The sequence below is a fragment of the Pseudomonas sp. SWRI51 genome, from assembly GCF_014268825.1.
Lineage (GTDB): Bacteria > Pseudomonadota > Gammaproteobacteria > Pseudomonadales > Pseudomonadaceae > Aquipseudomonas > Aquipseudomonas farsensis.
Genome location: NZ_JABWRG010000053.1, coordinates 1 through 16,342, shown reverse-complemented (window position 1 = coordinate 16,342; position 16,342 = coordinate 1). Strand labels below are relative to the sequence as shown.

Genomic DNA, 16,342 nt, shown 5'->3' with positions numbered 1-16,342 from the left:
ACGTCAGATGAATAACGAAGTGCCAACCCCGGTCGCGAGCAAGGATGCCCTGGTGGTGCCTGAAGAAATGCTGCAGACCCCGCCAGACCTGCCAGCCGCCGCGGCGCCTGAGCCTGTGGTCGAAGCCCCGGCTCCGGCCCCTGCGCCCGCGATTGTCGTGCCGAGCCTGGACGACAGCAGCCTGTACATTCATCGCGAGCTTTCGCAGCTGCAGTTCAACATCCGCGTGCTGGAACAGGCGCTGGATGAGTCCTACCCGCTGCTTGAGCGCTTGAAGTTCCTGTTGATCTTCTCCAGCAACCTGGATGAGTTCTTCGAGATCCGCGTGGCGGGCCTGAAGAAACAGATCAATTTTGCCCGCGAACAGGCCGACGCCGACGGCTTGCAGCCGCACCAGGCGTTGGCGCGGATCAGCGAACTGGTGCACTACGAGGTGGATCGCCAGTACGCGATCCTCAACGATGTGCTGTTGCCGGAGCTGGAGAAACACCACATTCGCTTCATTCGCCGCCGCCACTGGACGCCCAAGCTGAAAAGCTGGGTGCGCCGGTATTTCCGCGACGAAATTGCGCCGATCATCACCCCGATCGGCCTCGACCCGACCCACCCGTTCCCGTTGCTGGTGAACAAGAGCCTGAACTTCATCGTCGAGCTCGAAGGCGTCGATGCCTTCGGTCGCGACTCGGGCCTGGCGATTATCCCGGCGCCGCGCCTGCTGCCACGGGTCATTCGGGTGCCGGAAGACGTCGGCGGCCCGGGTGCCAACTACGTGTTCCTGTCATCGATGATCCACGCCCACGCCGATGACCTGTTCCAGGGCATGAAGGTCAAGGGCTGCTACCAGTTCCGCCTGACCCGTAACGCCGACCTTGCGCTGGACTCCGAAGAGGTCGACGACCTGGCCCGCGCGCTGCGCGGCGAGCTGTTCTCGCGGCGCTACGGCGATGCGGTGCGCCTTGAGGTGGCCGATACCTGCCCGAAAACCCTGTCGGACTACCTGCTCAAGCAGTTCAGCCTGAGCGAGAGCGAGCTGTATCAGGTCAACGGCCCGGTCAACCTGACGCGGCTGTTCAGCATCACCGGCCTGGACAGCCACCCAGAGCTGCAATACACGCCATTCACCCCGGCGATCCCCAAGCTGCTGCAAAACGCCGACAACATCTTCAGCGTGATCAGCAAGCAGGACATCCTGCTGATGCACCCGTTCGAGTCGTTCACCCCGGTGGTCGACCTGCTGCGCCAGGCGGCCAAAGACCCGCATGTGCTCGCGGTGCGCCAGACCCTGTACCGCTCCGGCGCCAACTCGGAGATCGTCGACGCCCTGGTGGATGCGGCGCGCAACGGCAAGGAGGTCACCGCGGTGATCGAACTGCGCGCGCGGTTCGATGAAGAGTCCAACCTGCAGATGGCCAGCCGCCTGCAAGCTGCTGGCGCGGTGGTGATCTACGGCGTGGTCGGCTTCAAGACCCACGCCAAGATGATGCTGATTCTGCGCCGCGAGCAGGGCGAGATCGTGCGCTATGCACACTTGGGCACCGGCAACTACCACGCCGGCAACGCCCGCCTGTACACCGACTACAGCCTGCTGACCTCGGACGATGCCCTGACCGAAGACGTCGGCAAGCTGTTCAGCCAGTTGATCGGCATGGGCAAGACCCTGCGCATGAAAAAGCTGCTGCATGCACCGTTCACGCTGAAGAAAGGCATGCTCGACATGATCGCCCGGGAAACCCAGTTCGCCCTGGACGGCAAGCCTGCGCACATCATCGCCAAGTTCAACTCGCTGACCGATGCCAAGGTCATCAAGGCGTTGTACAAGGCCAGCCAGTCGGGCGTGCGTATCGACTTGGTGGTGCGTGGTATGTGCTGCCTGCGCCCAGGCATTGCCGGGGTGTCGCACAACATCCACGTGCGTTCGATCATCGGCCGCTTCCTGGAGCACACGCGGGTGTTCTACTTCCTCAACGGTGGCGAGGAGCAGATCTACCTGTCGAGTGCCGACTGGATGGAGCGCAACCTCGATAAGCGCGTCGAGACGTGCTTCCCGGTCGAGGGCAAGAAGCTGTTGCTGCGGGTGAAGAAGGAGCTGGAAGGTTACCTGACCGACAACACCCAGGCCTGGACCCTGCAGCCGGACGGGCGCTACGTGCGCAGCACGCCGACCGGCAACCAGAACCCGCGCAGCGCCCAGGCGACCTTGCTTGAGCGCCTGAGCAACCCGGTGTTGAACGTTCGCTAGGTGTGGGGTTTGATGCCGGTTTCAACAGCGCCGCGGTGTGTAGGAGCTGTCTCTGTGGGAGATTCCAGGTTTTGTGCAACCCTGTGATGGCCTCATCGCAGGCTATCGCCAGCTCCCACAGAGCTCGCCTATCCCCATATCCATGCCGTCTACGCGGTCAGTGTAGGAGCGGCCTTGTGCCGCGAAAGGGCTGCGAAGCAGCCCCAGGATCTAAGCACCCACCAGAATCGCTGGGGCTGCTTCGCAGCCTTTTCGCGGCACAAGGCCGCTCCTACACAATCAAAAGCGACTTGCCCGAAGTCATAGAATCTCCCACAGGGTCTGAGTCAACCCACAATATCGAGGCTGGACAGATTCACTGTGGGAGCTGGCGATAGCCTGCGATGAGGCCATCGCAGGCTTGCCCAGCCTCTGGCTAAGGCCGCCCTCAGCGAACGCTAAGCACAAACCCGACCCGCGCCAGCCACTCTGCCTCGTTGGCGAAGTCGGCCTGGGTCAGCGGGTGCTGCTCCAGCCAGCCATCCGGGAACACCACTTCAAGGCTGTTTTCTGCCGCCTGCAGCACCACCTTGGGCATCGCCTGGGTGCCGCGGATATGGTGGAACAGAATGGCAAAGCGCAGCAGCACGCACAGGCGAATCAACTGCACGCCTTCGTCACCAAATTCGGCGAACTTGTCTTTGGGGATGTTGCGGCGGTGGCCGCGCACCAACAGCGACATCATCTGCTGATCTTCGCGGGAGAACCCGGAAAGGTCGGAGTGCTCAATCAGGTAAGCGCCATGCTTGTGGTAGTGGTAATGCGCAATATCCAAGCCGACTTCGTGGATTTTGGCAGCCCAGCTCAGTAGATCGCGCCAGTTTCCGTCCTCAAGCCCCCACGCCTGCGCTACTTGGTCGAACGCGTGCAGCGCCTTGCGCTCAACCCTCGCGGCCTGGCCTTGATCAACGTGGTAGCGCTCCATCAACGAGTTCAGGGTGCGTTCGCGCACGTCTTCGTGGTGGTGGCGCCCTAGCAGGTCGAACAGCACGCCTTCACGCAGCGCACCGTCGCAGTGGTCCATGCGCGCCAGCTCCAGCGCATCGAAAATGGCTTCGAGGATGGCCAGGCCCGCCGGGAAGATCGCCCGACGGTCAGGTTTGACCCCCTCGAAGTCGATCTTGTCGGTCTCGCCCAGCTTGAACAGCTTGCGCTTGACCCATGCCAGGCCCTCGGCATTCACCTCGCCGTTGCCCAGGCCGCCGGCCTTGATGGCGGCGCCGATGGCGCGGATGGTGCCCGACGAGCCGATGGCTTCATCCCAGGTCAGGCGGTGCAGGGCGTTCTCGATGCTCATCAGCTCCAGGCGCGCAGCGGTGTACGCCTGGGCGTAGCGCGCCGGGGTCACCTTGCCATCGCGGAAATAGCGCTGGGTGAAGCTCACGCAGCCCATTTGCAGGCTTTCGCGCAGCAAGGGCTCGAAGCGCTGGCCAATGATGAACTCGGTGCTGCCACCGCCAATATCGGCCACCAGGCGTTTGCCGGGGTTGTCGGCCAGGGTGTGCGACACGCCGAGGTAGATCAGGCGGGCTTCTTCACGCCCCGAAATCACCTCGACCGGGTGGCCGAGAATGGCTTCGGCACGCTGGATGAATTCGTTGCGGTTGCGCGCTTCACGCAGGGCGTTGGTGCCGACGATACGCACGGCGCCTGCCGGCATGCCGTGGATCAGCTGGGCGAAACGCTTGAGGCATTCAAGCCCCCGCTCCATGGCTTCTTCACTGAGCTGGCGCTCTTCGTTGATGCCGGCGGCCAGCTGAACCTTCTCCCCCAGCCGCTCGAGAATGCGTATCTCGGTATGGTGGGCCTTGGCCACGACCATATGGAAGCTGTTGGAGCCCAGGTCGATGGCAGCGATCAGAGACAGGTTCTTCGCGGAGTTTTGCGGCATGGTCTGGATGTTCTCGGTCGGTAACCCGGCAATCGTGCCACGATCGCGGCCATACGCCAACGAGCGGCAGCGCAAGGCTTGATGCATGGCAATGTCATAGCAATGCTATGACAGCCATATGACAGTTTCGATTCGTGGCGTCTTGCACAACTATAGTTACACTCAATCGGCTGTGGCTTCCTGTCGAACGAGGGTGCAGCTATGATGGGCAACGTTTTTATGCTTACGACCTGGAGATTTCCATGAGCAGCGATCTTATCAAACACGTCACTGACGCCACCTTCGAAGCCGAAGTGCTCAAGGCAGAAGGCCCGGTGCTGGTCGACTACTGGGCCGAATGGTGCGGCCCATGCAAGATGATCGCTCCAGTGCTGGACGACATCGCCTCCACCTACGCGGGCAAACTGACCGTCGCCAAGCTGAACATCGACGACAACCAGGAAACCCCGGCCAAGCACGGCGTACGTGGTATCCCGACGCTGATGCTGTTCAAAAACGGCAATGTCGAGGCGACCAAGGTCGGCGCATTGTCCAAATCGCAGCTGGCCGCGTTCCTCGACGCCAACCTGTGATGTTGAAAAGGCCCCGCAAATGCGGGGCCTTTCTTTTATTGGCGTAGGAAATTTCTGCGACAGCAGTTCACCCCCAGAATACGGGGCCTGCTCGAAAAATGGCTGTAACGGCAGCGGCCAAAACCAGTAGACGTCGAAAAAAGCAAGTGTTACATTCGGCCTCGCACTGCTTCTCCAGTGCCCTCTGCACGCCGTCGCCGAAGCATCCCAATTCGAATCAGTACGCGATCTTGTCGCCATCTAGCGGCGCGGCCTCATTAAGCCAAAGGCTTGATTCCTCCCTTCTTACATGATTACGTCATTCCCCTTATGAACCTGACTGAACTCAAGCAAAAGCCGATTACCGATCTCCTGGAAATGGCCGAACAGGCGGGCATCGAAAACATGGCCCGTTCGCGCAAACAGGACGTGATTTTCGCCCTGCTGAAAAAGCACGCGAAAAGCGGCGAAGAGATTTCCGGTGATGGCGTGCTGGAGATTCTCCAGGATGGTTTCGGTTTCCTGCGCTCGGCCGATGCCTCCTATCTGGCCGGCCCTGACGACATCTACGTTTCGCCAAGCCAGATCCGCCGTTTCAACCTGCGCACTGGCGACACCATCGTCGGCAAGATCCGCCCGCCGAAAGAAGGCGAGCGTTACTTCGCGCTGCTCAAGGTCGATACCATCAACTTCGACCGCCCGGAAAACGCGAAGAACAAGATTCTCTTCGAGAACCTGACGCCGCTGTTCCCGAACAAGCGCCTGAAGATGGAAGCCGGTAACGGTTCCACCGAAGACCTCACCGGCCGTGTCATCGACCTGTGCGCGCCAATCGGCAAGGGCCAGCGCGGCCTGATCGTCGCCCCGCCGAAAGCGGGCAAGACCATCATGCTGCAGAACATTGCGGCCAACATCACCCGTAACAACCCCGAGTGCCACCTGATCGTCCTGCTGATCGACGAGCGCCCGGAAGAAGTGACCGAAATGCAGCGCACCGTGCGCGGCGAAGTGGTTGCCTCGACCTTCGACGAGCCACCAACCCGCCACGTGCAGGTTGCCGAAATGGTCATCGAGAAGGCCAAGCGCCTGGTTGAGCACAAGAAGGACGTGGTCATCCTGCTGGACTCCATCACCCGTCTGGCTCGCGCCTACAACACCGTGATCCCGAGCTCCGGCAAGGTACTGACCGGTGGTGTCGATGCCCACGCGCTGGAAAAACCGAAGCGTTTCTTCGGTGCCGCTCGTAACATCGAAGAAGGCGGTTCGCTGACCATCATCGCTACCGCGCTGGTTGAAACCGGCTCGAAGATGGACGAAGTGATCTACGAAGAGTTCAAGGGCACCGGTAACATGGAACTGCCGCTGGACCGTCGTATCGCCGAAAAACGCGTATTCCCGGCCATCAACATCAACAAGTCCGGCACCCGCCGTGAAGAGTTGCTGACTGCCGACGACGAACTGCAGCGCATGTGGATTCTGCGCAAGCTGCTGCACCCGATGGACGAAATCGCCGCCATCGAGTTCCTGACCGACAAACTCAAGCAGACCAAGACCAACGACGAGTTCTTCTTGTCGATGAAGCGCAAGTAACCGCGCATCAGGCTGTAATCGGGGCTGCTTTGCAGCCCATCGCGGGGCGAGCCCACTCCTACACATAGTCTGTAGGGGCAGGCTTGCCTTGCGGTGGGGCGCGAAGCGGCCCCGATTCATTTACGGCCCAAAAAATGGCCGAACGGCGCTACACTCTGCCCCCCGACCGATACGCCCAACACGAGGCCCTTGCATGCAGTATCGCGACTTGCGCGACTTCATCCGTGGCCTGGAACAGCGCGGTGAACTCAAGCGCATCCAGGTTCCCATCTCCCCCGTCCTGGAAATGACCGAAGTCTGCGACCGCACCCTGCGTGCCAAAGGCCCGGCGTTGCTGTTCGAAAAGCCTGTCGGCTTTGATATCCCGGTGCTCGGCAACCTGTTCGGCACCCCCGAGCGCGTGGCCATGGGCATGGGCGCAGAGTCCGTCGAAGAACTGCGCGAAATCGGCAAGCTGCTGGCATTCCTCAAAGAACCTGAGCCGCCCAAGGGCCTCAAGGACGCTTGGTCGAAACTGCCGATCTTCAAGAAAGTCGTGTCCATGGCGCCAAAAGTGGTCAAGGACGCGGTGTGCCAGGAAGTGGTGGTGGAGGGCGATGACGTCGACCTTTCGCAACTGCCAATCCAGCACTGCTGGCCGGGCGATGTGGCGCCGCTGATCACCTGGGGCCTGACCGTGACCCGCGGGCCGAACAAGGACCGCCAGAACCTCGGCATCTATCGCCAGCAAGTGATCGGCCGCAACAAGGTGATCATGCGCTGGCTCAGCCACCGTGGCGGCGCCCTGGACTACCGCGAGTGGTGCGAAAAGAACCCCGGCCAGCCGTTCCCGGTAGCCGTGGCCTTGGGCGCAGACCCTGCGACCATCCTTGGCGCGGTCACCCCGGTGCCCGACACGCTGTCCGAGTACGCCTTTGCCGGCCTGCTGCGCGGCAACCGCACTGAGCTGGTCAAATGCCGTGGCAGCAACCTGCAGGTGCCCGCCACCGCCGAGATCATCCTTGAAGGCGTGATCCACCCCGGCGAAGTGGCCCCGGAAGGCCCCTACGGCGACCACACCGGTTACTACAACGAGGTGGACAGCTTCCCGGTGTTCACCATCGAGCGCATCACCCACCGGCAAAACCCGATCTACCACAGCACCTACACCGGCCGCCCGCCTGATGAGCCGGCCATTCTCGGCGTGGCGCTGAACGAGGTGTTCGTGCCGATCCTGCAGAAGCAGTTCCCCGAGATCGTCGACTTCTACCTGCCGCCGGAAGGCTGTTCGTACCGCATGGCGGTGGTAACCATCAAGAAGCAGTACCCAGGCCACGCCAAGCGCGTGATGCTGGGTGTGTGGTCGTTCCTGCGACAGTTCATGTACACCAAGTTCGTTATCGTTACCGACGACGACGTAAACGCCCGCGACTGGAACGACGTGATCTGGGCCATCACCACGCGCATGGACCCCAAGCGTGATACGGTAATGATCGAAAACACCCCGATCGACTACCTCGACTTTGCGTCGCCGGTGTCGGGCCTGGGGTCGAAGATGGGCCTGGATGCCACGAACAAATGGCCGGGCGAGACTACACGCGAATGGGGTCGCGTCATCGTCAAGGACGAGGCCGTCACCCGCCGTATCGATGAGCTGTGGGATCAGTTGGGAATAGATTGATGCAGGTAACGTTGCAGCCCTCCGGGGCGGTATTGGCAGTCGAACCGGGCGAAAGGATTCTGGATGCGGCGCGGCGCTTGGGCTACGACTGCCCAAGCAGCTGCCGCAACGGCAATTGCCATGTCTGCGCCGCGCTGCTGGTCGAAGGCCGCGTGCGCCAGGAAGGCCAGGAGCGTGATCACGGCGAGCTGTTCACCTGCATCGCCGAACCCCTGGAAGACTGCGTGCTGCTGTGGGACGGCGTGCTGGCCCTGGGCGAGCTGCCAGTGCGCCGGCTTGCCTGCAGCGTCAGCGAATGTGTCGACGTGGGTGGCGATGTCTGGCGCGTGCGCCTGCGCGCCCCGGCTGGCAAGCCGCCGCGCTATCACGCCGGGCAATACCTGATGATCGAACGTGACAGCGCGTCCAAGGCCGCGTTCTCGCTGGCCTCGGCACCCCATGCCGGGCGCGACCTCGAACTGCACGTACTGGCCCGCGACAGCAGCGCCGTGCAACTGATCGAGCAGCTGCAGCGCGATGGCCTGGCGCGGGTCGAGCTGCCATTTGGCGATGCCCACCTGGCCGAGCTGCCGGACGGCCCGCTGGTGCTGATCGCCGCTGGCACCGGCATGGGCCAGATGCACAGCCTGGTCGAGCACTGCCGCGCCCAGGGCTTCAAGCACCCCGTCCACCTGTACTGGGGCGTGCGCCGGCCTGAAGACTTCTACACCATCGAGCACTGGCACGAGTGGGAGCAACTGCCCAACTTGTTCCTGCACAAGGTGGTCAGCGACCTGTGCGCCTGGGAAGGGCGCTGCGGCCTGCTGCACGAAGCGGTCTGCGAAGACATCGGCGACCTTAACCAGGTGCATGTGTATGCCAGCGGCTCGCCGAACATGGTCTACGCCACCCTCGACGCGTTGGTCGAGGCCGGCATGGATGCGCACCGCATGCGTGCTGACGTATTTGCCTACGCCCCGCGCGGTTGAACACACACCCGGCCTCGCGCAACGCCTGGCCGGGTTTTATAACTGCGCTATCCAGTTGTGAATATATAACGCGCATGCTTGCCGAACAGGTTAATACTCTTTGCCCGCTGCGCAGCAGTGCATGAAAGTTTGTTTCCGGGGTTGAGCATACAGTGCCTTTGCCTTAGCTTAGGCATCAGGCCCTCGGCGGCGCAGGCCCGCTCCCACGGCCTGCGGCAGTATCCTTGCAGTTCACAGGAATAATGGCGGCAGCCTATGTCGACACTTGAAAGTTCATCCTGGCAAATTACCTATCCGCCGTCGCTGGACTTCGGCGAACAGTTGACCCCCGAGCAACTCCAACACTCCATGCAAGCGACCATGTCGCAACATACCGGTGGGCCGGTATGGCTGTTTGCATATGGTTCGTTGATCTGGCGGCCAGAATGCAACTCGGTCGAGCGCCAGCGGGCAAGGGTGCATGGTTTCCATCGCGGCCTGTACCTGTGGTCCCATGAACACCGTGGCACCCCGGAATGCCCGGGGCTGGTCTTCGGCCTCGACCGCGGCGGCTCGTGCAGTGGCTTTGCCTACCGGTTGGACGAAAGCAACCTGGACGCCTCGCTCATGGCGTTGTGGCAGCGCGAGATGCCGTTCCCGGCCTATCGCCCGCACTGGCTCAGTTGCCGCCTGAACGACGGCAGCAAAGTGCAGGCACTGGGTTTTGTGCTGGAGCGCCACTTGCCGTGCTATGCAGGCGACCTGCCGGACACCTTGCTGAGCCAGATTCTGGCCAGCGCCAAAGGCCGCTACGGCACCACCCGCGAGTATGTCGAACAAACCCTGACTGCCCTGCGCAGCCACCAGATGCCTGACCGCAATCTAGAGGCGCGCTTCAGGCGTTGCCACTCCCTGCGCGAGGTGTAGGCAAGCGCCTAGCGATGCAGCCAGCTCAGGAAACCGCCCTTCTTCACCTGCGCCGGGCGCTGCGCCAGCAGTGATTCGCGGCTGTGCTGGCGATACAGCTGCAGCTTGGTCAGCGCGGCTTTCACCTCGCCGCGTGCCGCCAGGCAACTGCGCACCTGCTCCTTGTCGATGCGATACAGCAGGCAACTGGTCAGGGTGCGGAATTCGGCCAGCGAGTTTTCTTCATCCACCAGCCCCTCGATGCCCAGCACCTCACCCGGCCCCATACGGCCTGCCTCCAGCAACTGCTCATCCTTGCGCACCGAGGCCTGAACCACGCCGCTGCCGATCAGCAGCAGGTGGTCGGCGTTATCGCCGATCTCCAGAATCACCTGGTCTGCCAAATACTCCACGGCGGTCATGCGCTGGCTCAAGGCATCGCGCTCCTCAGGGCTGAGCGAGCGGAACACGCGCACGTCGTCGAGCAACTCGCGCTGGCGGCTGCGCGGTGTGGACGCCACATCGACGTTCCACAAGATGCCACTGGCCTCCAGATGCCGGTGGGCAAGGTCGAACAGTTGGTTACGCACCTCGTTTTTCAGCGCCATGTCGGCGATGAAACCGCTGGCTTCGTACTCCACCGACTCCACTGTCGAGGCCTTGACCGCCACTTTCGGCGCCGGCGTGGCGAGCAGCGCGCTGGTCCCTTGCAGGGCTTTTTCCAGGGCGTCGAACACCCGCCGTGGCCGTATCTTGGCCGGCACCACCACGCTGATCGTCACCCCATGGCGGTCGGCCGGGCGGCTGTGGTTGAGCAGCCGGGCCTTGGCGGCCACTGAGTTGGGCACCACCGCCAGGCTGCCGCTGGCGGTGATCATGCGGGTGGCGCGCCAGTCGATATCCAGCACCTTGCCTTCGGTGCCATCAATGGAGATCGAATCGCCAATCTGGTAGGGCCGCGTGGTGTTGAGCACGATGCCGCTGAACACGTCGCTGAGCGTGCTCTGCAAGGCCAGGCCGATGACAATGGCCATCACCCCGGAGGTGGCCAGCAGCCCTTTGACCGGCAGTTGCAGCACATAGGCCGCCGCCGCCACCACGGCCGCCAGAAAGATCAGCGCGCCGAGCACATCCTGCAACAGCCGCCCGCCATGGCTGCCACGCGCCACCAGCAGCAGCCCGAACACCACCGTCACTGTCCGCGCCGCGAACAGCCACCAGCCAATCGCCAGTACGGTGCCCATGAAGTTGCGCGCCACATCATCGGGCCACGGCGGCGGCTGCAACGGGCTCATGCCAGCGGCCAGCAGCACTGCGCTGAACACCACGAAGATCGCCAGCCGCGTAGCGATCCGCCAGGCTCGGCGGTCGAGCGGGATCAGTTGCCACAGCAACAGGTCGAGAGCAAGCAGGCAGAAGCCGAGCAGCAAGGGGTAGGACTGGATCAAGGCCAGCATGGGCGTTCTCGGTGAGGGAGGGCAGGTGGGTAGTAATAGAGCAGGTTGTCGCAGGAGGCAAAGGGATTGATCAAACGTGAGGCCGCTCTTTTCATGACGGCAACGCCGGCCTGAACGGAAGCGCACCCAAGGGGGCTCCCGTGAGTCCAAGGAACGTTCAAGCTCCAGATATCCCATGTCCCCACCTGAAACCCTCAAGATCTGCCGGCCTTCAGGGTTTCGCTTTTGTGCGTCTGAATATCTAGCGCTACATAAAGTTTGCGACCACCGCCAACACACCGCCTGACCAAAACAGGCTGTTAGCTAGCAGTAGTATTATTCTCAAGTTTTTCGGGAAGTTTGCTATGTCCGCGGGGTCCAGTTTATTTTTGCGAATGTGGAGGTTCTTTATCGGCCAGAAAATCACCCCCGAGACCATGGTGGTTATGTGAAATCGGCCCCGATAACTGTTGGCATCCCACATCAGAAAACTGATCTGCAACCAATAGCTACTCGGTAACGCAGCGACCAAGGCCTCAAAGTGTGTGGATCTTGCAACCCACGCATGAGTACCTAACCCGGCAAGCATCAGTAGCCAAGGCACTAGCTGCACTACCAATTCGGGCCGCCAGAAATAATTGATGGCTCGGTCTGCTCATAGATCAACTCCCCCATGCTTTCGCCTTTGCTCATTCCGTACATGCTTCCCAGCAAAGACCCTGCACCGACGCTGATGACGCCACAGGTCAAAGCTCCCGCGGGGCCCAAACCCATGCAGACTACGGCGGCGACCCGTTTTCCGATGAACCCACCTGCTGCGCCTCCGCTCAATCCACCTGCAAAAATCCCCGCCTCGGTGAATCTGATTTTCTTGCACTCATCTGTTTCCCCAGCTCGGCAAACGTCCTGGATTTTTAACGCAGATGAAGCGCCTCCCACGATAATTCCAACGCTTGCGCCATGCTTCAAGTAGTTCGACACCTTGGCTAGCTTATCCAGGTGGGTAGCGTAGCCTGGGATCTGGCCGGGCCCGCCGGCTTTGCTCCAGTGGTGGACAAGGCTCTTGCTCGATATCCCCAGGTCACGGCGTAGCGTTTCGTGACTTCCCAACTTCATGCTTTTTTTCAGGAATGTTATTTCCAACTGGGCACTGAGCTTCTTGAAAAGCTGTTTACGCGTGGTGAAGAACTCGGGGCTTTTCAGGTTTCCGTGTTTACGAAACTGCTGTTGATGCAGCTCTTCGATGTGACGAAGTGTGTTCTGAAGATCTTCAAGCGACCTGGCCAGCATCGCTTGTGTAACGCCCATCGCCAGGCTCGCGTCGCCGAGCAAGCCTGCAATCTCTGCCTGGTGGCGCATCATGAAGTTGGCTTCTTCAGGAGTAAGGCTGGCCAACGAAGTACGTGCATGTTCAGCCGCTGCCATCAGCTGCGCTTCTTCCCGCGTACAGCTGTTTTGGCTGTCGGGGTCGCCTATCACGAAGATCTCACCTGCCTTGAAGCCAAGTTCGAACGTGGGGTTCAGCATCTTGAGCCGGGAGATGGGCAGTGAAGCTTGCTGCCCGAGTAACTCGCCCAGGACCTCGGGGCCAGACATGCTGCGCGGCACGACAAAAAAACCTGGCTCCAGCGTGCCCAAGGGAGCGGCAACCGCATGCGGGTTTAGTTGATGAGGCTGCGCAGTACGGCCCTGGGCATTTGGGGTAACGGGCGTGCTCTGATTGAGCGGCGCAATCACCCGGTTACTGCCACCCGGGCACGCGCAGGCGACCCGTGCGCCATCCATCGCAACCTGGCGACCCTCGGATGTAAACCACGGCACGCCTTCATCGATGGTACCGGGCTGGCCGCAGGCTGGGCATTCGGTTGTCCGGTCACCTTTGCGCAGCACGTAGCGAGAGTCGCTCTGATAGAGCCTCCCGCTGGCGATACAGGTTGCGCCGGTGGTGGTGAAATCACCGTCCAGCGCCTGCCCTTTGCCTCCAAGATCGACTCGCTTCATGCAGGTTAGCCCCCGTGAAACCGAGGAACTTACATCCCGGGAAGCCGGATTTGGGCGGGCTGAGGGTGATTGAGAAATGCCTTACGTAACTTGAGGACTGTTCACCCATACCAGGGAGCCCATCACCTGATCCCCCTTCCACAAGCGTCCCAGCTGAAGTCGGCTTGCCGACAATGTCGGCTTTAAGCCACTCGCGCATGTCGTTCCAAAAAATCAGAACGCTAAAGCCAATTTTCGCAGTCTACCGCCGCTACAGGTGCAAAGCTGCTCTTGCAGACTGAAACGGTGCGCGCTTGCCCACAAGATCATGGGAGCCTTCTGACATGAGCCTCAGAACCACGGGGCTCCGTTTCCCTTGGACCTTTTCCTCACACTGGGCTTTTTGTGTGGCATGGAGGTTCAGCATGGATAGAAAAGTCTTGAAGGGTGTAAGGTTAGGCCTTACAGTTGAAAAATCATGATTCGCAGTTTCAGGCACAAAGGCCTGCGTTTGATGTACCAGCGGGGTGATACATCAGGGGTCAGAGGCGATCATGTTGCCAGGCTAAGGCGTTTGCTTGCATCTCTTGAGGTTGCTCAATGCCCCTCGGACTTGGACCGCCCGGGCAATCGGCTTCATCCACTGCGAGGGGAGTTGCGCAGCTTTTGGGCGGTTAATGTATCGGGCAATTGGCGGCTGGTGTTCCGCTTTATTGGTACCGATGTCGAGCTGATCGACTATCTGGATTATCACTAGGAGACTAAGAGCCATGCCCATGCACAACCCACCCCACCCAGGCGAAGCCTTGCGCGAAGACGTTCTGCCGGCGATCGGCATGAACGTCTCTAACTTGGCCCGTCATCTCGGCTATTCCCGAGGGCAGCTGTCTACGGTGCTCAACGGCCGCTCGGCCATTTCCGCCGACCTTGCCTTGCGCCTCGAACTGGCAGGCCTGGGCAGCGCCCGTCAGTACCTGGCCGAGCAGGCCGCCTACGACCTTTGGCAGGCTGCGCAACGTGAGCACCCGCCTATCGCTCGGCTTACCTTCGCCTGAGCCTCAATCCGCATCCGACTCAAACAACCGCTCCAGTTCAACCCGCGCTTCCTTGGCGGTCTGCATCACCTTGGCACGGTCATCGCGGACCTGGCCTTGGGCTTCAAGCACCTGTTCGTCATGCTCGGTGAAGCGGGCGATGCGGTCGTCGGCCTGTGCGGTGCTCAGCCCCAGCCCGACCAGGGCGCGGCGGGTCATCTCAAGGCTTGAGTAGAACGTCTCGCGGATAGGCTCGGCGCCGACATCCAGCAGCTTGTGCACATGCTGGCGGTTGCGCGCCCGGGCGATGACTTTCAGGTGCGGGTACAGGCGCTTGACCCGCTCGGCGGTGCGCGTGGTCAGCTCCGGGTCATCGGTGGTGATCACAAAATACTCAGCCTCGCCGACCTTGGCTGCGTGCAGCACCTCCGGGCGCAGCGGGTCGCCGTAGAACACCGGGGCCTGCTCGAACATGCGCGTCATCTCGATGGCGTCCACCGAGGTTTCCAGGGCCACGAAGGGGATTTTCTGCGCGCGCAGGATGCGCGAGACGATCTGCCCCATGCGGCCCATGCCGACGATCACCACGCGCGGCGTGCCGGCATCGATGCGCTTGTACTGCTCCGGCACCTCACGCTGCGTCTGCGGGCGCTTCAGGGCGCGGGCGCAGCCGAGCATCAGCAGTGGGGTCAGGGCCATCGACAGGGTGATGGTCATCATCAGCAGGTCGTAGGTCTGGGTGTCGAACAGGCCCTGGTCCTTGCCCAGCTTGAACACCACGAACGCGAACTCGCCACCGGCCGCCAGCACCATGCCAAGGCGCAAGGCGCTGGCGCTGTTCAGCCCTCCGGCCAGGCGGCCGGTGCCGAACAACAGGGCAAGCTTTACGGCGATCAGCAGCAGTGTCAGGCCCAACAGCACCAGCGGCATTTCCAGCAGCAGGCCAAGGTTGGCACCCATGCCGACGCTGATGAAGAACAGCCCCAGCAACAGGCCCTTGAAGGGTTCGATCTGCGATTCCAGTTCGTGCCGGTATTCCGAGTCGGCCAGCAGCAGCCCGGCGAGGAACGCGCCCAGGGCCATGGAAATGCCGGCCTCTTCCATCAACCAGGCGGTGCCTATGACCACCAGCAGCGCCGTGGCGGTGGAGACCTCCGGCAAGCCGGTGCGGGCGACGATGCGAAACAGCGGGCGCAGCAGGTAGCGCCCGCCGACGATGACGATGGCGATGCTGGCGAACACTTTCAGGCCATGTTCCAGGCTGTCGCCGTGGCTGGTGTCGGGGCCACTGGCGGCAAGCAGTGGCACCAGGGCGATCAGCGGGATGGCGGCGATGTCCTGGAACAGCAGGATGGCAAACGCCAGGCGCCCGTGCGGTACGTTGAGCTGCTTGCTTTCGGCCAGGCTCTGCAGGCCGAGGGCGGTTGACGACAGCGCCAGGCCCAGGCCGAGCACGATGGCGGCGGGTAGCGTCTGGCTGAAGCCGAACAGGGCGATGGCACCGATCACTGCGCCGGTCAGCAGCACCTGGGCGGCGCCTACGCCGAACACGGCTTTGCGCATCAGCCACAGGCGCCGGGGTGACAGCTCCAGGCCAATGATGAACAGCAGCAGGACCACGCCCAGTTCAGAGATGTGCGAGACGCTTTCGGTATCGCGGATCAGCCCGAGCGCCTGTGGGCCGATGGCGACACCGGCCAGCAGATAGCCGATCACTGCACCCAGTTGCAGGCGTTTGGCGAGTGGCACGGCGATGACTGCGGCGAGCAGGAAGATCACTGCGGTTTGAAGAAGGCTGCCTTCGTGTGGCATGGGGGCGGGCTCCGTGAACTGCCGGGGCAGCGGTCATGTAATGGGGTCGCGCATTTTGCGTAACGGGGCGCGTTGCGACAATTGCCCTGAAGGTGAACGCATCGTCCTGTTGACATGACCATCGCCGCGCTGGCCGGGGCTGCTGCGCACGCGTGGCTGGGCGCGTTCTTTGTAGGAGCGGCCTTGCGTCGCGAAAGGGCTGCGTAGCGGCCCCAGGATCTCGGCCAGCCGCACTATCGCTGGGGCTGCTACGCAGC

General features: G+C 61.9%; 12 protein-coding genes. 8 read left to right on the top strand and 4 right to left on the bottom strand.

The window, feature by feature from the left end:
- The first annotated feature begins 7 nt into the window (after positions 1–7).
- Entirely contained in the window at positions 8–2,239 is a 2,232-nt protein-coding gene (gene ppk1, locus HU720_RS15740; protein ID WP_186520859.1) for a polyphosphate kinase 1, read from the top strand.
- A 427-nt stretch (positions 2,240–2,666) separates the two neighbouring features.
- Here ppk1 and ppx read toward each other — a convergent pair whose 3' ends face one another.
- Positions 2,667–4,169, bottom strand: coding sequence for an exopolyphosphatase (ppx, locus tag HU720_RS15735; RefSeq protein WP_186520869.1), 1,503 nt, complete (start codon positions 4,167–4,169; stop codon positions 2,667–2,669).
- 242 nt (positions 4,170–4,411) lie between these two features.
- On the opposite strand from ppx, the gene trxA reads away from it, so the two are divergent.
- The 5 genes from trxA (at position 4,412) to HU720_RS15710 (ending at position 9,844) form a co-directional block, all read left to right on the top strand.
- Positions 4,412–4,741 (top strand): thioredoxin TrxA, encoded by a 330-nt coding sequence (gene trxA / locus HU720_RS15730; protein ID WP_186520858.1) that lies wholly within the window; start codon positions 4,412–4,414, stop codon positions 4,739–4,741.
- A 309-nt stretch (positions 4,742–5,050) separates the two neighbouring features.
- Complete coding sequence (gene rho, locus HU720_RS15725) at positions 5,051–6,310, top strand: transcription termination factor Rho (RefSeq protein ID WP_186520857.1); 1,260 nt, start codon at positions 5,051–5,053, stop codon at positions 6,308–6,310.
- A gap of 193 nt (positions 6,311–6,503) precedes the next feature.
- Positions 6,504–7,970, top strand: a complete 1,467-nt coding sequence (gene ubiD, locus HU720_RS15720) for a 4-hydroxy-3-polyprenylbenzoate decarboxylase (RefSeq protein ID WP_186520856.1) — start codon at positions 6,504–6,506, stop codon at positions 7,968–7,970.
- Positions 7,970–8,938: a CDP-6-deoxy-delta-3,4-glucoseen reductase gene (locus tag HU720_RS15715; RefSeq protein ID WP_186520855.1), complete on the top strand. Its 969-nt coding sequence runs from the start codon at positions 7,970–7,972 to the stop codon at positions 8,936–8,938. Before ubiD ends, HU720_RS15715 begins: the two co-directional genes overlap by 1 nt.
- Positions 8,939–9,193: 255 nt before the next feature.
- A complete protein-coding gene (locus HU720_RS15710; RefSeq protein ID WP_186520854.1) occupies positions 9,194–9,844 on the top strand; it encodes a gamma-glutamylcyclotransferase in 651 nt (216 codons plus the stop codon).
- 8 nt (positions 9,845–9,852) lie between these two features.
- Here HU720_RS15710 and HU720_RS15705 read toward each other — a convergent pair whose 3' ends face one another.
- Together HU720_RS15705 and HU720_RS15700 are read right to left on the bottom strand one after the other, a co-directional pair.
- Positions 9,853–11,280, bottom strand: a complete 1,428-nt coding sequence (locus tag HU720_RS15705) for a mechanosensitive ion channel family protein (RefSeq protein WP_186520853.1) — start codon at positions 11,278–11,280, stop codon at positions 9,853–9,855.
- A 591-nt stretch (positions 11,281–11,871) separates the two neighbouring features.
- On the bottom strand, positions 11,872–13,260 hold the full coding sequence (locus HU720_RS15700; protein WP_186520852.1) for a PAAR domain-containing protein: 1,389 nt from the start codon (positions 13,258–13,260) through the stop codon (positions 11,872–11,874).
- Positions 13,261–13,717: 457 nt separating this feature from the next.
- Between HU720_RS15700 and HU720_RS15695 the strand changes: the two genes are divergently transcribed.
- Together HU720_RS15695 and HU720_RS15690 are read left to right on the top strand one after the other, a co-directional pair.
- Positions 13,718–13,996, top strand: coding sequence for a type II toxin-antitoxin system RelE/ParE family toxin (locus HU720_RS15695; RefSeq protein WP_186520851.1), 279 nt, complete (start codon positions 13,718–13,720; stop codon positions 13,994–13,996).
- Between the two features lie 13 nt (positions 13,997–14,009).
- Positions 14,010–14,294, top strand: coding sequence for a HigA family addiction module antitoxin (locus HU720_RS15690; RefSeq protein WP_186520850.1), 285 nt, complete (start codon positions 14,010–14,012; stop codon positions 14,292–14,294).
- A gap of 3 nt (positions 14,295–14,297) precedes the next feature.
- Here HU720_RS15690 and HU720_RS15685 read toward each other — a convergent pair whose 3' ends face one another.
- Complete coding sequence (locus HU720_RS15685; RefSeq protein ID WP_186520849.1) at positions 14,298–16,085, bottom strand: monovalent cation:proton antiporter-2 (CPA2) family protein; 1,788 nt, start codon at positions 16,083–16,085, stop codon at positions 14,298–14,300.
- Positions 16,086–16,342: the final 257 nt, after the last annotated feature.

Bases quoted from the DNA above. Each gene is read 5' to 3' on its own strand.
- HU720_RS15715 (WP_186520855.1), top strand. From the start codon at position 7,970: ATGCAGGTAACGTTGCAGCCCTCCGGGGCGGTATTGGCAGTCGAACCG.
- HU720_RS15705 (WP_186520853.1), bottom strand. From the start codon at position 11,280: ATGCTGGCCTTGATCCAGTCCTACCCCTTGCTGCTCGGCTTCTGCCTG.
- HU720_RS15690 (WP_186520850.1), top strand. From the start codon at position 14,010: ATGCCCATGCACAACCCACCCCACCCAGGCGAAGCCTTGCGCGAAGAC.
- ppk1 (WP_186520859.1), top strand. From the start codon at position 8: ATGAATAACGAAGTGCCAACCCCGGTCGCGAGCAAGGATGCCCTGGTG.
- trxA (WP_186520858.1), top strand. From the start codon at position 4,412: ATGAGCAGCGATCTTATCAAACACGTCACTGACGCCACCTTCGAAGCC.
- HU720_RS15685 (WP_186520849.1), bottom strand. From the start codon at position 16,085: ATGCCACACGAAGGCAGCCTTCTTCAAACCGCAGTGATCTTCCTGCTC.
- HU720_RS15695 (WP_186520851.1), top strand. From the start codon at position 13,718: ATGATTCGCAGTTTCAGGCACAAAGGCCTGCGTTTGATGTACCAGCGG.
- rho (WP_186520857.1), top strand. From the start codon at position 5,051: ATGAACCTGACTGAACTCAAGCAAAAGCCGATTACCGATCTCCTGGAA.
- ubiD (WP_186520856.1), top strand. From the start codon at position 6,504: ATGCAGTATCGCGACTTGCGCGACTTCATCCGTGGCCTGGAACAGCGC.
- ppx (WP_186520869.1), bottom strand. From the start codon at position 4,169: ATGCCGCAAAACTCCGCGAAGAACCTGTCTCTGATCGCTGCCATCGAC.
- HU720_RS15700 (WP_186520852.1), bottom strand. From the start codon at position 13,260: ATGAAGCGAGTCGATCTTGGAGGCAAAGGGCAGGCGCTGGACGGTGAT.
- HU720_RS15710 (WP_186520854.1), top strand. From the start codon at position 9,194: ATGTCGACACTTGAAAGTTCATCCTGGCAAATTACCTATCCGCCGTCG.